We start from the raw sequence: 14,613 nt of genomic DNA, 5'->3' as shown, positions 1-14,613 counted from the left end.
GACAAAAATAACACTTTTCAGATAACCGAAAACTAATATGAGTAATGCTCAATATTATGCTGTAATAGTACAATATATCCAAGCCAAACTAGCTTTAAAGCTCTGTAGTATAGGAAGGCTAATAAAAATAGCACAATTTAACCTGTGCTATAATTTGTAAAGTAGAGCAGGAGAGGGGCTAATCAGAATATATGTTTTATTTTTGTTTCGTTTTTGCTCATTACCTTAGCTGGCAAAATATTATTTGGATAAGTAAAAGTCAATTTTTAGCAATTGTATTTTGAGTTTCCTTATAGTAGTTAATATCCCTATAAATCAATGAGTTAATATTATTTATATAAAGTAATTGTTTAATTAAATTTTCTATAAAAAGTTCAATGGAAATCGATCAGAACATCATATTGAAGGCCTGGGATGACAGGTCTTTATTAAGTGACCCTGCAGTAATCAAAGCTGTAGAAACAGTCGTAGAGCAAGTTGATAAAGGTGCTTTAAGAGTGGCAGAACCTTTGGCTGATGGCGGTTGGCAGGTAAATGAATGGGTGAAAAAGGCAATTATTCTTTATTTCCCACTCAGAAAAATGGAAACTGAGGAAGTAGGTATTTTTGAATATCATGATAAAATGCGTCTGAAGACTAATTATGCCGAAGCTGGTGTAAGAGTGGTGCCACCTGCGACAGCAAGATATGGTGCATACATTGCCAAAGGGGCCATTTTAATGCCTAGCTATGTAAATATCGGTGCCTATGTGGATTCTGGTACTATGGTGGATACCTGGGCAACAGTAGGTAGCTGTGCTCAAATCGGTAAAGACGTACACCTAAGCGGTGGTGTTGGAATTGGTGGTGTTTTGGAGCCAGCACAGGCCTCTCCGGTAATTATTGAGGATGGAGCATTTATTGGTTCACGATGTATCGTAGTGGAAGGTGTTAAAGTAGGAAAGAGAGCTGTGTTAGGTGCTGGTGTCACTATTACAAAGAGTTCACAAATTATTGACGTTACTGGGTCTGAGCCTGTCATCTACAAAGGTGAAGTTCCAGCTAATAGTGTTGTTATCCCAGGATCTCGTACAAAGCAGTTCCCTGCTGGAGAATATCAGGTCCCGTGTGCTCTGATTATTGGTAAAAGAAAGGAAAGTACCGATTTAAAGACATCGCTTAATGAGGCCTTGAGAGATAATAACGTAGCTGTTTAATCTGAGACAGAGTTAAGTCGTGTAATTTCGCTGATATCTAGCGTAATTAAAAAAGCCCGGACGGTAATACGTTCGGGCTTTTCTTTTGGTGCCGCAAAGGGCGAAATTGTCATTTTAGGAAAGCAAAAAATTGTATTTTTTTAGGAAACGCAAGTCGGAAATCCTTTTGTGTTCCGCTCTTTATGATTCAAATGTGGGCATAATATTTTAATCTTTCAAAACTTTCTTGAGAATATTTTTCAATTCACTAATGTAAAGGCTTGCAAATTGGTAGTTGAAATAGCACTTATTATGAGTGTTTTATGTCAGTTTAGAAAACCTAATCCCAGAATTTCCTTGTTTATAAATGTTAATTTGCAAATGTTAATTTATGAATTTACATTTGTGTATAGTAATTATAACATAAAGCAATATCTATAATCAAGTATTGCATTATTCTTAGAATATGGAATTAGAGGAGTTAAACTTAAAAATTGCAGACTTAATAGCATCAATAGGGTTTTCAAGCTCAAAATTTGCAGACTATGTAGAGGTTAGTAGGCCTGTGATTAGCCATATTACAGCTGGCAGAAATAAGCCAAGTTTGGATATTATTCAGAGAATCCTAAAAAAATTTCCTGAACTGGGTATTCAATGGACTTTCGATGGGGAAGATTTACCTAAGGATGTGCTAAAAAAAATAGCTAAGAGGCTTGATGATGAAGAACGCAGAGAAGAATTAGCTAAGCTACGAGAATCGAAAATCCTGAATCAGAATACAGGTGTCCCTGGATTATTCGATTCTCAGGCGTCTGAAATGATGACTAATTTTACATCTGGAGAAGCAAAAAAGATAACAAAGATTGTCGTATTTTATGATGACAAATCTTTTAGTGAATTTAACCCAGCTTAACTACTACTATGGGCTCACGTAAACTTGCCTACTTATATCTACCTGCAATAGCCTTAGCTCTTTCTATTATTGCATTAGGAATAGATTTATATTATGGTCAACCAGTAAAAACTACCTTGTATTTTCTTATACCATGTATGATTTTCCTACTTGGCATTGGTATTAAGAACAAGGTTTGGAAAGACGACAAATAGATGTTGTATAATATATATTATGTTAAATAGAGTTTTGGATAAAATAAAAGAGAGCAGTTAAATCTACTCTCCTCTATTATTATAAAATCATGTGATTACTTACACTGGGCAAGTACATTGTTCAGATTATTCAAATTCTCTTTCACCTCAGCTGAATCTGGTTGAGATTCTAGACATTTCTCAAAGAACGGCTTAGAATCCTGGAACTTAGCACAAGCTTTAGCTTCAATCTCAGCACCTTTTTCCTGGTAGGTTTTCATATCCATAGCATCAACTTCTTTTTTCACCTTTACGGCTTCGTTGAAGTGTAAAACAGCTAAACTAAAGTTCGCATCGTAATGCGTTGGATCAATCTTTAAGATGTCATGGTAAATTTCTTCAGCTTTTGCTGTATTTCCTTGATTATCATAAAGTAGACCGAGGTTCAACTTAACATTTGTATTTGAAGGATCATTCGCTGATAGCTCTTCAAGGTCTGCAATTGCCTTATCTAACATATCATTTTGAATGTAGATATTAACCAACTCCCCTCTTAGGTCTTTGTTATCTGATTTATCAATTCCTTTCTGTAACCAACCGATAGCTTCATCGATATTTCCTTCAGCCTTAGCCATGTTGCTTAAGGTATAGAAAGCAGATGCATCATCCCCATTAGCCTTTTCGATATAATGGATAAATGCTTTTTTCGCCATTTCTGTATCGCCAAGTTCATTCGAAGAAATACCGGCGTATAGAGAGGTTAATGTATCACTTGGGTCTACTGCATATCCGATATGGAAATATTCAGTTGCTTTTTCAAGGTTACCACTGTTATAATGAGCAACACCTTGGTTTACAATTGCTGAATACATTAACTGTCCGTGCATGACTTCGTCAATCTTGTCAGCCATTTTGCCATCCGTATCTAATTCTTTAGCCTTGTGAATTGCATCCCAGGCTTTGATGGCAGAAGCAGAATCTGCTCCACATGCAGTAGTATAATTGGCGTAAGCCTCACTAAGTTTTACCCATGTAGAAGCTTTGATACCTCTTTTCGGGTGCTCAGAACTTTTAAGTAATGGCTTTAAGGTATTCTCTAAGCTTTCACATTGAGCATTTTTGGTAAGATCTTCTATGCTTTGACCATTTGCTAGAAATGATGCAGATACAAGAGCTAATCCTAAAACAAGTTTTTTCATTAGGTATGTAATTGTTAGTTCTTTACTTTATTTTCAGTCTTTTGACTTACGACTGCGAAAATAGTTTATTTATTCGTGCTGTTTTAACAAGACCTTAACAAACTACTCTTCACTTGTCGAATTTTCTTCACTTTCACCGTTTTCGTCGACTTCTCCTCCTTCTGACTCTTCATCTTCCTCTTCTTTAACAATTCTTGTTACCGAAGCAATACCGTCATTTGAGTTCAGTTTTATGAGTTTAACACCTTGTGTAGCTCTACCCATAACTCTCAGATCGGACACGCTCATTCTAATTAAGATTCCTTTGATCGTGATAATCATCAAATCATCTTCATCAGTAACTTCTTTGATGGCAACAAGTTTCCCTGTTTTATCTGTGATGATCCCTTGGCACCGCGAGAAGTAGTTCTGTTGATTCTAATTAAGATTCCTTTGATCGTGATAATCATCAAATCATCTTCATCAGTAACTTCTTTGATGGCAACAAGTTTCCCTGTTTTATCTGTGATGTTCAGAGCTTTTACTCCCTTGGCACCGCGAGAAGTAGTTCTGTATTCTTCTATATCAGATCGTTTACCGTAACCATTTTCTGAGACTACCATTAACTGAGCATCATCTCTAGAAACGCAAACCATACCGATGGCATGATCTGTTTCTGATAATTTGATTCCTCTCACTCCGGTAGCTCCCCTACCCATGGCTCTTATCTGCGATTCATGGAAACGTACGGCTTTGCCTTCTGAGGCACCAATGATGATATGATTATCACCATTCGTCAGTGCAACGTCCAGAAGTTGATCACCTTCGTTGATATTGATAGCAATGATACCATTCACTCTCGGACGAGAGTATGCTTCCAGCAATGTTTTCTTAACGGTACCTTGTTTAGTACACATGATGATGTAATTATTATTGATATAATCATCATCAGTCAATGTCTTGACATTAAGAACGGCCTTAATTGAATCATCAGACTCAATATTGATCAGGTTTTGAATGGCTCTACCTTTTGAGGTTTTATTGCCTTCCGGAACCTCAAATACACGTAACCAGAACAATTTACCTTTCTCGGTAAAGAATAACAGGTAGTTATGGTTGGTAGCTGAGAATAAATGCTCTGTGTAATCAGAATCTTTAGTTTTAACTCCTCGGGAGCCTACACCACCCCTATTTTGGGTTCTGTATTCATGAAGAGGGGTTCTTTTTACATAACCCTCGTTAGAAACTGTCACCAGCATTTCATCATCAGGAATCATATCCTCGATATTGAAATCACCACCAGCCATTTCTATTTCAGATCTACGGTCATCACCGTATTTCTCTTTAATGTCTTCCAGATCTTCTACAATAAGCTCTTTCTTCACATCTTCAGAGGCTAAGATTTCGTTTAATCTTTCGATCAACTTTTTAATCTCTTCGTATTCTGCAATAATCTTATCTCTTTCCAGACCAGTCAAACGCTGTAAACGCATGTCCAGAATAGCTTTGGCCTGAATTTCTGAAAGCTCAAATTTGGTCATTAGACCCTCTCTTGCTTCATCTGGGTCTTTAGAAGCTCTGATGAGAGCAATGACCTCATCCAGGTTATCGAGTGCAATCAATAAACCTTCTAGTATGTGAGCTCTTTTCTCAGCTTCTTTTAGTTCGTATTCTGTTCTACGTGTAATCACATCAATTCTGTGATCAACGTAGTGGCCAATCATCTCTTTAAGGTTCAGCGTAAACGGTCTACCTTTGACAAGGGCCACGTTATTGATACTGAAAGATGATTGTAGCTGGGTATATTTATAAAGGTTGTTTAAAACCACGTTAGGTACTGCGTCACGCTTTAAGTCGTAAACGATTCGCATACCTTGTCTATCAGACTCATCTCTGATATCTGAGATACCTTCAATTTTCTTTTCATTGATCAGTGCAGCCGTCTTTTCAATCATCGACGCCTTATTGACCATGTATGGTATTTCTGTTACCACAATCCGTTCTCTTCCTGTTTTGCTGGTTTCAAAACCGGCTTTAGAACGAATCACAATTCGTCCTCTACCTGTTTCAAAGGCAGACTTAACACCAGAGTAACCGTAGATGATACCGCCGGTTGGGAAATCGGGTGCCTTAACATGAACCATCAGGTCTTCTATGCTCAGTTCAGGATTGGCGATGTATGCCTTAATCCCTTCTACTACCTCAGTAAGGTTATGAGGAGCCATATTGGTAGCCATACCTACCGCAATACCACTTGTACCATTCAGTAGCAGGTTTGGTATTCTTGCTGGCAAAACGGACGGCTCACTTAGTGAATCATCAAAGTTAGGTTGGTAGTCAACCGTCTCTTTATTGATATCGGCCAGCATTTCCTCAGCAATTCTCTTCAGACGAGCCTCAGTGTAACGCATGGCAGCTGGTGAATCACCATCCACAGAGCCAAAGTTTCCTTGGCCATCAACTAACGGATAGCGTAATGACCACTCTTGGGCCATTCTAACCATGGTGTCATAAACTGAAGAGTCACCATGTGGGTGATATTTACCTAAAACCTCCCCTACAATACGGGCAGATTTCTTATATGGTCTGTTATGATAAACGCCAAGCTCAGACATACCATAAAGTACACGTCTGTGAACAGGCTTAAATCCATCTCTTACATCTGGTAAAGCACGCGATATAATCACCGACATCGAATAATCGATGTAGGCTCCACGCATTTCGTCTTCAATGTTAATAGGGATGATATTTCCTCTTGGACTTGATTCTGGTATCGGGTTCTCGTTTTCCTCTGCCATAAATTAAATTGCGAAGAATTTTAAGGTATTTGTTGTTTGAAATGAGGGCCTTTACCCTCCTCTTTAATTGATCAAAAATAGCCATTTTTGGCCGCTGATCATAATGTTTTTTTCCACAAGTCAGGACGTCTTTCCTTGGTCCTTTCAATGGCTTTTTCAGTACGCCAATCTTCTATTTTTTTGAAGTTTCCAGAGAGGAGTATTTCCGGAACTTTAAGTCCCTTATATTCAGCTGGTCTGGTATAAACAGGAGGTGCTAGAAGGCTATCTTGAAAGCTATCTGTCAGAGCAGATGTTTCGTCATTCATGGCTCCGGGTATTAACCGTATTATGGCATCCGTTATTACCGCCGCCGGAATTTCACCACCACTCAAGACATAATCACCTATCGAGATTTCTTTTGTAATGTACTTCTCACGCACTCTTTCATCAATACCCTTGTAGTGACCACAGATGATCATGATATTGCCCGAGAGCGAAAGTTTATTGGCTGTTCTTTGATCAAATACATCTCCGTCCGGAGTCATATAAATGATTTCATCATAATCAGCCTTTGATTTTAAATCTTCTATGCAATTGACAAGAGGTTCTATCATCATCACCATTCCCGCTCCACCGCCAAAGGCATAATCATCTATTTGTCGGCTTTTTCCTATTCCGTAGTCTCTCAGGTCAATGATATTGACACTGACCTTCCCTCCTTCTCTGGCTCGTTTGACTATAGAATGAGCAAAAAAACCTTCAATAAGACCAGGTAATGCTGTTATGATGTCTATTTGCATTGGTTTACTCAGTGTATAGGTCAATTAAACCATCTGGAAGATTCACAAGAAGCGTCTTCTTCTCTCTATTGATTGTTTTTACGATATCATCTGAAACAGGGACTAGGATTTCATTCTCGCCAATATTAAAGGCAATTAAGTCCTGGCCTGAGCCTTCATATACTTTGGTGATAGTGCCCAGCGTTTCGTTATTTTCTTCGCTTATTAATTCAAAACCGATGATTTCGTGATAATAAAATGAGGTGTCATCATCCAGCTCAGGCAGGTTATCCATAGGTAAATAGAGCTCCTTGTTGATAATAGAGTCTGTTTCTTCAATGGTGTCTATATCCTCAAACTTGGCGATTGATTTTTTTCCTCTTATCTGAATATTTTCCAGGAAATAAGGCACGAGTTCTTTACCAAACTTTAGAAATACAGAATCTAGTTCTGCATATAGCTCTGGCTCATCTACGTCAAGCCATAGAATTACCTCACCTTTGAGGCCGTGAGTCTGCGTAATTTTTCCCAGAAAAAAACAGTCGTCCGTTGTCATGTTTTTCTTTTATAGTTTCCTGTAAATGAAAAATCCCCACTAAAATAGTGAGGATTTTTACAGGAAGTTGAATTCCTTATTCTTTTTCGCCTTCTTCAGCGGCAGCATCAGCAGCCGGTGCTTCAGTTGCTTCTTCAGCAGGAGCTTCTTCTGTAGCTTCCTCGCCAGCAGCTTCTGCAGCCTTAGCGGCCTCAGCAGCTTCAGCTTCTGCAATTAACGCAGCTTCTGCTTCTTTTTTCTTAGCCTCAATATCTTCTTTCTTCTTACGCTCTGCAGCTAGAGCAGCTTTCTTAGCAGCGTCTTTATCCGAAGATAATTTAGCGATTCTTTCTTCTCTAGATTTTTCTTTCTCTCCTTTCCAAGCTTCTAATTTCTTGTCAGCTTCTTCCTGAGAGATAGCTCCTTTTACCACACCTACCTGAAGGTGCTTTTGAAGCATCAAACCTCTTACAGATAAAATCTTACGAGTAGTATCTGTTGGCTGAGCACCGGTCATTAACCAGTAAAGTGCTCTTTCGTCGTTAAGTTCCAGACCCGCTGGAGTAACGTTCGGGTTGTATTGACCCAATTTTTCAATAAACTTACCGTCACGAGGAGCTCTGGCGTCTGCCACTACGATGTTGTAGATTGCTCTTTTCTTGCGACCGTGTCTTGATAATCTGATTTTTACAGCCATAATCTTGATTTAATGGGGATCCCGTCCCCGGTTTAATTTTCGGAGTGCAAAAGTACTAATACTTTGATAATAATAAAACTACACTCCCTAAATAATTAAAAGAAACAGGCCTGTAAGCCGAATTCTGTCTTCACCAAAGTGACTCCTATCATTTATCTGGGATTTTGATTGCTCAAAACCTCTATCAATCTACCCACCCCAACGACCGAGGTCTCCACCGAGCAAATGGAAATTTGAGGTTTATTTGATCTTTCAGCTCATGAGGTTTACCCTGCTACTGATGTCACCACCAGCACGGTAGGCTCTTACCCCACCTTTTCACCCTTTCCCCGATAAATCGAGGTGGTATATTTTCTGTGGCACTTTCTGTAGACAGGCTGTTCCCGGCCTGCCTCCTACCCGTTAGGTAGCATGATGCTCTTAGCTGTTCGGACTTTCCTCTCCGATATTCTTCGGAGCGATAGGTCAGCCTGTTTCAGATGCAAACTTACGCCTATTCTAGAGTTTAATACTTAAATCTCCTTTAATATTCACGATCGTCATCAGACCTTCTGGCTGAAGGCTTACGCCCATAGGAATAATTTCATCGATACCGCCATCCAGCTGAATGCCGTTTGATAGCTTAGTTTTCATAAGCTCATTCACGGTAGATTGAGCCATCTCAAATATGGGATCAACAGGAATACCAAAATCAGATTCAATACTCTTTTCTAAATTTCCTTCCATGGCCCAAAGAGCTGCTTTTTTCAACACATTTTTAGTTTTTAAATCAAACTCCGTGTTTTTGAGAATCAGCTCTCTCTTCTTTTCATCATAGAAAGGGTCTCCTGATAAAAAAATGGTGCCATCCAAATCACCCGTGGTATTGAGTCTGATGATGAGTTTATTGTTTTTTGAGCCATAAACGCCGATGCCTGTTACCTCAATAACCCGTCCTTTTGAGAAAGTATATTTAGTGCTTTTGAACAAGTCATTTGCTATGTTTTCAGCCTGCTGAAATGTTACCCAATTGTATAAATAAACACCAAAACCTTCGGGTAGGTCGGTTACAAACTTGATAGGAGGCAAATCAGTAGAAGTTCTTATGGTTTTCTGTGTTTTACCCACACTGGAATTTATAAATGCTTTAATAGAGACCTTGGTTCTGATTGAATTCTGATCAGTTTTTAATTCAGTCATCAAAATATCCTGGGGTTCTACAGAGGTCCAGATATTATATTCCTCTGAGACTAATTGTGGCGTTTTTAGTTTGTTCCATATACTCAAAACCTGGCTTTTGATATCTATTTGATTGGCTACAGACTCATCAATCATTCTGGCAATTGTTCCTTGGTAATTATCAATCAGATTATTTACAATTCCTGTGATAGGCATTGAAAACCCACCCATTTTTAAACGAGGCTCTGTGATAAATTCAAAACCGTCTGCATTCGTTAGCGTTTTTAGCTCCCAGTTGCTAGATATGAACGGTTTAGAAGAAAAGGCGGCTTTGATCTCAAACTCTGTAGATGGGCTTTGGGTCATGCCCAAAACTTTGACCTGTTTCTCAACAAATACTTTCAAAGGAACCTCAAAACTGAAAAAGCCATTTGCTTTAGCCTTGAATTTTAAATCAGATTGTTTCCAAATCTTGACTTTTAGATCGTCCTGATCGAAACTATCGTCATTATAGAGAAGCCCACTAAACTGCTGGTTTATTTGTTTTTCAATTTCACTTACCTTTAAATCAATAGGAACTGTGATGTATGAAACCTCTTTTTTCAGGCTATCGATTTTGGCCGTATCGTAAACTTCAAAAGGTGACTCTGGGGCTATTTTCTTATTACAGCCTGTAAAGACAATGGCAGTTAATAGAAACAGGCTAAGCCTTAAAATGGATGATGGTAGCACCGTAACCAAACTTTTCTTTTTGGGCATCTTTAAACCATTCAACATATTCAGATTTCGCAATTATTTTATGGATGCTGCTACGCAAAACACCATTCCCTACTCCATGAATAACGGTTAACTCACTCAAATCATTGGCGATGGCATAGTCAAATTCTTTGTTAAAAAATCCTAACTGTTCTTTTAAGAGCTCGAGGTTGTTGGGATTCAGCCCTAATGCTTCTGCATGAAGGTCAATAGTTTTATTCTTTACGAGTAAGCTTGGCTGAAAATACTCATTCTCTTCTTGCTTTATCGTTTCTTCTGTTTTTAAAGATACTTTTGAGGAGTACCCCTTTTTATTGGTATTCCCTATCAAGCCCACATTTTTAAATACAGATGAAGCTTTCAGATGAATGTCTTTTGTGAGCAATGGTTTTGACTGTTCTCCTTTCTTAAATGAAAGTAGCTGGATTAAGAGCTTTGACCATTTGTCAAAATCAGACTTTGGCAGTTCAAGATCTAATTTTACCTCTTCACCTTTTTTACAGTTGCCTGAGCTGAAATTTACAAACGCATTTTTCTTTTTCTGAGATAGAACAAAGTGTACATCAGCGTCAAAATGGTTAATGAGCCAAACTCGGAGCTTCATTTCTGAAACTTCTTCAAAAGCCAAGGTAATGGCTTCTTCATATCTATGAGCAAATAACGAGTCAGGACTACTACTTTCAGTGCTTAATGAGGTTGAAGGGGTTTGTCTGAAGAATTTCTGCTCGTCGTTAGAAACCTTCGCCAGATCAGCAACTGTAACAGGAATTACGAAACCATCAGTGGTTTCTATATCCACGATATTCCCCGAAACTTTCAAAACAACGCCTTCTTCTGAAGAGCGTAACATCCTCACTTTATCACCTACTTCTAATACTCCCATGTTCTAATAAGATCCTTTATATTTTCTAATGCCCCACTCTATCGTAGCTAAAAGCAAAAGTAGAGGAAGTAGCCATTTCAGGTTAATGATTTCTTTTAAATTCTCTACACTTACAAGTCGGGAGGGTACGTCTTCTTGCTGAATGGATTGTACCATTTCATCTAATTGATCCAATTCATAAAACGAACCTCCTGAAGCTTCTGAAATGCTTCTAAGGACATTAAAATCTGCCGTGGTATTGATGCTTTCAAGGTCAATATCACGAATAATAAATTGCCCTCTACTTTCTTCAGGCTTACCCAAAATCGTTGCATTGGCAGTAAAGCTGTAAACACCCGGTTCCAGATTACGAACAGAGAAAAGTGAGTTTTGAGCACTCACTTCATATTCAAAGGTTTGATCAAAGGAAGGCCCTTTAATCTTAAGATTTATCTTTCCTTCAGGTATTTTTTCAAAAAGGTCATTATAGAGTTCAGATTGAAACTCAACGGTTTCATCTAGATTCAGTACATTTTGAGTTGGATAAACTCTGAGCTTATTCTTATCATCCTTAACTGCAATCAACTGGGCCGTTTTTAAAATGATTTCATCAATTGCCGCATGTTCTTCATTTTCGAAGTACTCTTCTAACCGCCATTGCCAGAGCCCTTCTGCAGCTAAAACCGCGGCTTTTCTATTGGCGGATGTGTTAATGGCCAAGAGTGGTCTTTCAGTAATAACCGAGCCTACTTTTTGATATAAAACTATATCTGAGCCTGGAAATGGACGATAGGTACCAAACGGACTGTTAATGGGTGGGAGTGTATTTAAAACGTCTTCAACCATTCCAGATGTTTGAAAACGATTAAACGATGTATTCTCTGTTCCGGTAACAAGGTCAGTTTTATTTCCTGAAGCAGCTATTCCCAGAACCTCTTGCATCCCATTGAAAAGATTAAGATCGGTCTGTGCACCGAGAACAAAAAAGGTGGGCTTCATTTTAGCCAGCAACCTGCTTACAACCGAGTTTTTGTCCGTTTTTGAAGGTAATTGATGGAGAATTAATAAGTCAAAATCCTGACCCATAATTTTACTTTGATCATCAAACTGCAGATTGAAAGCAGTAACTTCCATCAATTCATTTTTCTCCAAAATTCCTCTTAAAGCTTTCACATCAGGGTGAGGAGAGTTGGCAAGAATCATGACTTTCTCTTTACCATCAATGATGTCAATAATGAGGTCTCGCGTATTATTTCTAGTATTTGATTCTCCAGAGATCGGGAGAACCTGAACCTGATACCTTTGTTTTCCTATGTCCTTTGCAGGCAGTTTGAAGGTTAATTGCTGAAAATCGTCATCATTTTTGAAAGTGACATTTTGTTGCCTAAGTGTCTCATTGTTTTGTAAAACACGAACCACAGAATTCTGTCCAGATGATAGTTTTGCGGATACATCTACTTTAAGGGTAAAGTCATTTCCTCTATACGCCAGCTTATTGGCCGTTAAGCCTTTGAGGGAAATATCTTTCTTTATTGTAGTGTCACCTACCCCAACCGTTTCCACAGAGTAGGAAAAGTTAGAATTAGTAGGAGTAATACCGGTATTAGCTATACCGTCTGATAGAAGAATGACTTTTTTGAGGTTTTGACCTTCAAACTCATTCTCAATTTTTCTGAAGAACGCCCCTAAGTCGGTTTTTCTGTCATTGAACTTTATCGAATCAGCGTTCTCAATGTCTTCGGCACTGATATTTTTTATGACGAGTTCATAATCAGAATCTTCAAAGTCTTCTTTTGCATTTTCAATAAATGCATTCAACGATTTAAGAGATTCTTTGTCAGCCGAATTCATTGATTTAGAATCATCCAGACCAATTACCAGCACTGGCTTAATACTTCTATTGGAGTATGATCGTAGAAGAGGATTAACCAATAAAAAGCAGATAAGAGCCACTAATGCGGCTCTTATTCCTGCTAGTATATATTTTAAATAACCGGTCTGTTTGGATTCTCTGAAATACAGAGCTGCAGCATATATCAGCCCCACGATAACGCAGACCAATATTAGCCAGGCAGGCTGATTATAAACGAATTCTGATTTCATTAATTCTTGGCTTACATGACCATTCCACCATCTACGGTAAGGGTTTGACCTGTAACGTAAGAAGACATATCTGAGGCTAGGAAGATGCATGCATTCGCAATATCTTGTCCTTTACCTGCTCGTTTTAGTGGAATACCACTTAACCAAGCTTTCAATTGCTCTTCATCCAGTTCTTCAGTCATTTCTGTTTCAATAAAACCAGGTGCTATGGCATTACATCTTACATTTCTGGAGCCTAGTTCTTTGGCTACAGACTTAGTAAATCCTAGAATCCCAGATTTAGAAGCAGCGTAGTTCGCCTGACCGGCATTTCCCATTAAGCCCACCACTGAAGTAATATTGATGATAGAACCACTTCTGGCCTTTAGCATTGGTCGGGTTACGGCCTTTGTGAGGTTAAAAACAGATTTTAAGTTGATACGTAGTACATCATCCCACTGCTGTTCATCCATCCTCATTAAAAGGTTATCGCGGGTGATTCCTGCATTATTGATAACTACATCGATTTGACCGAAATCAGCCAAAATATTTTTAATTAATTCCTGAGCCGCTTCATAGTCAGAGGCATCTGAGCGGTAGCCTTTAACTTTGGCACCATCGGCAGAAAGTTCTTTTTCAAGGGCCTCTCCTTTTTCTACACTTGAAAGATAGGTGAAAGCAACATCAGCACCTTGTTTTACAAATTCTCTGGCAATGCTGTTTCCAATTCCTCTTGAAGCTCCTGTTATAAGAGCAGTTTTACCTTTTAGTAAGCTCATTTATTGTTTTTTCTGTTTAATCCTTCAATTACGATTACAATTTCACCCTTAATAGGGCGGTCAGCAAAATTAGAAAGAATTTCGGATAACGAACCCCTTACATTTTCCTCATGAATTTTTGTCAATTCTCTGGAAACACAGGCTTGTCTCTCTTCACCGAAATACTCGATAAAATCACTTAAACTTTTCAGAAGTCGGTGTGGTGATTCATAAAAAATCATTGTTCGAGTTTCTGCTGCTAGTTCGGTAAGTTTGGTTTGTCTTCCTTTCTTAACGGGTAAAAAACCTTCAAAAACAAAACTATCAGATGGCAAACCAGAATTCACAAGTGCAGGTACAAAAGCAGTGGCACCAGGAAGGCACTCAACCTCGATTTCTTCTGCTATACATTCTCTAACCAAAAGAAAGCCAGGATCAGAGATAGCTGGAGTACCAGCATCTGAAACCAGACAGATATTTTGATTTTCTTTTAGCTTTTGAATAACTCCTTTAAGGGTTTTGTGCTCATTGAAAATGTGAAAGCTTTGCATGGGCTTCTTTAGCTCCAGATGCTTCAATAAAATGCCAGTTTTACGTGTATCCTCGGCCAATATGAGATCAGCCTCTTTTAAAAATCGAATAGCACGAAGTGTAATATCTTCGAGATTTCCGATAGGTGTAGGTACAACGTGTAAGGGCATATTGAAATGAAAAAATACTTTCTTAAAATTTGGACTGAAAATTGCACCGCTAGATCATAACTATTA

At 38.4% G+C, this 14,613-nt stretch carries 13 protein-coding genes and 1 other RNA gene; 2 read left to right on the top strand and 12 right to left on the bottom strand.

The annotated features are described in order from the left end of the window. Window positions 1-377: 377 nt before the first annotated feature. Together ACUXV0_RS03280 and ACUXV0_RS03275 are read left to right on the top strand one after the other, a co-directional pair. Window positions 378-1,196 carry a 2,3,4,5-tetrahydropyridine-2,6-dicarboxylate N-succinyltransferase gene (locus ACUXV0_RS03280; protein WP_446191637.1) on the top strand — a complete coding sequence of 273 codons (819 nt, stop codon included), beginning with the start codon at window positions 378-380 and terminating at the stop codon, window positions 1,194-1,196. Window positions 1,197-1,641: 445 nt separating this feature from the next. Beyond that, window positions 1,642-2,088, top strand: coding sequence for a helix-turn-helix transcriptional regulator (locus tag ACUXV0_RS03275; protein ID WP_446191636.1), 447 nt, complete (start codon window positions 1,642-1,644; stop codon window positions 2,086-2,088). 289 nt (window positions 2,089-2,377) lie between these two features. On the opposite strand, the gene ACUXV0_RS03270 is transcribed toward ACUXV0_RS03275, so the two are convergent. The 12 genes from ACUXV0_RS03270 to rsmI all read right to left on the bottom strand — a co-directional run bounded on the left by ACUXV0_RS03270 (window position 2,378) and on the right by rsmI (window position 14,547). Further along, window positions 2,378-3,460 (bottom strand): tetratricopeptide repeat protein, encoded by a 1,083-nt coding sequence (locus ACUXV0_RS03270; protein WP_446191635.1) that lies wholly within the window; start codon window positions 3,458-3,460, stop codon window positions 2,378-2,380. Window positions 3,461-3,562: 102 nt separating this feature from the next. Beyond that, window positions 3,563-3,748 carry a DNA gyrase C-terminal beta-propeller domain-containing protein gene (locus ACUXV0_RS03265; protein WP_446191634.1) on the bottom strand — a complete coding sequence of 62 codons (186 nt, stop codon included), beginning with the start codon at window positions 3,746-3,748 and terminating at the stop codon, window positions 3,563-3,565. Between the two features lie 32 nt (window positions 3,749-3,780). Continuing rightward, entirely contained in the window at window positions 3,781-6,237 is a 2,457-nt protein-coding gene (gene gyrA, locus ACUXV0_RS03260) for a DNA gyrase subunit A (RefSeq protein ID WP_446191633.1), read from the bottom strand. 98 nt (window positions 6,238-6,335) lie between these two features. Continuing rightward, entirely contained in the window at window positions 6,336-7,019 is a 684-nt protein-coding gene (gene trmD / locus ACUXV0_RS03255; RefSeq protein ID WP_446191632.1) for a tRNA (guanosine(37)-N1)-methyltransferase TrmD, read from the bottom strand. A 4-nt stretch (window positions 7,020-7,023) separates the two neighbouring features. Next, window positions 7,024-7,554: a ribosome maturation factor RimM gene (gene rimM / locus ACUXV0_RS03250; RefSeq protein WP_446191631.1), complete on the bottom strand. Its 531-nt coding sequence runs from the start codon at window positions 7,552-7,554 to the stop codon at window positions 7,024-7,026. A 76-nt stretch (window positions 7,555-7,630) separates the two neighbouring features. Further along, window positions 7,631-8,230, bottom strand: coding sequence for a 30S ribosomal protein S16 (locus ACUXV0_RS03245; protein ID WP_446191630.1), 600 nt, complete (start codon window positions 8,228-8,230; stop codon window positions 7,631-7,633). Between the two features lie 97 nt (window positions 8,231-8,327). Further along, an RNA gene (gene rnpB, locus ACUXV0_RS03240) (RNase P RNA component class A) lies at window positions 8,328-8,707 on the bottom strand. A gap of 21 nt (window positions 8,708-8,728) precedes the next feature. Further along, window positions 8,729-10,147, bottom strand: coding sequence for a DUF4403 family protein (locus tag ACUXV0_RS03235; RefSeq protein WP_446191629.1), 1,419 nt, complete (start codon window positions 10,145-10,147; stop codon window positions 8,729-8,731). After that, the gene (locus ACUXV0_RS03230) at window positions 10,092-11,027 is read right to left on the bottom strand and encodes a Smr/MutS family protein (RefSeq protein WP_446191628.1); all 936 of its coding nucleotides are present in this window, start codon (window positions 11,025-11,027) and stop codon (window positions 10,092-10,094) included. Before ACUXV0_RS03230 ends, ACUXV0_RS03235 begins: the two co-directional genes overlap by 56 nt. A 3-nt stretch (window positions 11,028-11,030) precedes the next feature. Beyond that, the gene (locus ACUXV0_RS03225) at window positions 11,031-13,109 is read right to left on the bottom strand and encodes a VWA domain-containing protein (protein WP_446191627.1); all 2,079 of its coding nucleotides are present in this window, start codon (window positions 13,107-13,109) and stop codon (window positions 11,031-11,033) included. 11 nt (window positions 13,110-13,120) lie between these two features. After that, entirely contained in the window at window positions 13,121-13,867 is a 747-nt protein-coding gene (gene fabG, locus ACUXV0_RS03220) for a 3-oxoacyl-[acyl-carrier-protein] reductase (RefSeq protein WP_446191626.1), read from the bottom strand. Further along, complete coding sequence (rsmI, locus tag ACUXV0_RS03215) at window positions 13,864-14,547, bottom strand: 16S rRNA (cytidine(1402)-2'-O)-methyltransferase (RefSeq protein WP_446191625.1); 684 nt, start codon at window positions 14,545-14,547, stop codon at window positions 13,864-13,866. The genes fabG and rsmI overlap by 4 nt, the downstream gene beginning before the upstream one ends. Between the last annotated feature and the right edge of the window lie 66 nt (window positions 14,548-14,613).

The organism is Jiulongibacter sp. NS-SX5 (assembly GCF_052828545.1).
Note: the sequence above shows the minus strand (reverse complement) of the source record. Positions and strands in the feature narration are given on the sequence as shown.

Coding starts and splice junctions, on each gene's coding strand:
- ACUXV0_RS03280 (WP_446191637.1), top strand. CDS start 378: ATGGAAATCGATCAGAACATCATATTGAAGGCCTGGGATGACAGGTCT.
- ACUXV0_RS03275 (WP_446191636.1), top strand. CDS start 1,642: ATGGAATTAGAGGAGTTAAACTTAAAAATTGCAGACTTAATAGCATCA.
- ACUXV0_RS03270 (WP_446191635.1), bottom strand. CDS start 3,460: ATGAAAAAACTTGTTTTAGGATTAGCTCTTGTATCTGCATCATTTCTA.
- ACUXV0_RS03265 (WP_446191634.1), bottom strand. CDS start 3,748: ATGAGCGTGTCCGATCTGAGAGTTATGGGTAGAGCTACACAAGGTGTT.
- gyrA (WP_446191633.1), bottom strand. CDS start 6,237: ATGGCAGAGGAAAACGAGAACCCGATACCAGAATCAAGTCCAAGAGGA.
- trmD (WP_446191632.1), bottom strand. CDS start 7,019: ATGCAAATAGACATCATAACAGCATTACCTGGTCTTATTGAAGGTTTT.
- rimM (WP_446191631.1), bottom strand. CDS start 7,554: ATGACAACGGACGACTGTTTTTTTCTGGGAAAAATTACGCAGACTCAC.
- ACUXV0_RS03245 (WP_446191630.1), bottom strand. CDS start 8,230: ATGGCTGTAAAAATCAGATTATCAAGACACGGTCGCAAGAAAAGAGCA.
- ACUXV0_RS03235 (WP_446191629.1), bottom strand. CDS start 10,147: ATGCCCAAAAAGAAAAGTTTGGTTACGGTGCTACCATCATCCATTTTA.
- ACUXV0_RS03230 (WP_446191628.1), bottom strand. CDS start 11,027: ATGGGAGTATTAGAAGTAGGTGATAAAGTGAGGATGTTACGCTCTTCA.
- ACUXV0_RS03225 (WP_446191627.1), bottom strand. CDS start 13,109: ATGAAATCAGAATTCGTTTATAATCAGCCTGCCTGGCTAATATTGGTC.
- fabG (WP_446191626.1), bottom strand. CDS start 13,867: ATGAGCTTACTAAAAGGTAAAACTGCTCTTATAACAGGAGCTTCAAGA.
- rsmI (WP_446191625.1), bottom strand. CDS start 14,547: ATGCCCTTACACGTTGTACCTACACCTATCGGAAATCTCGAAGATATT.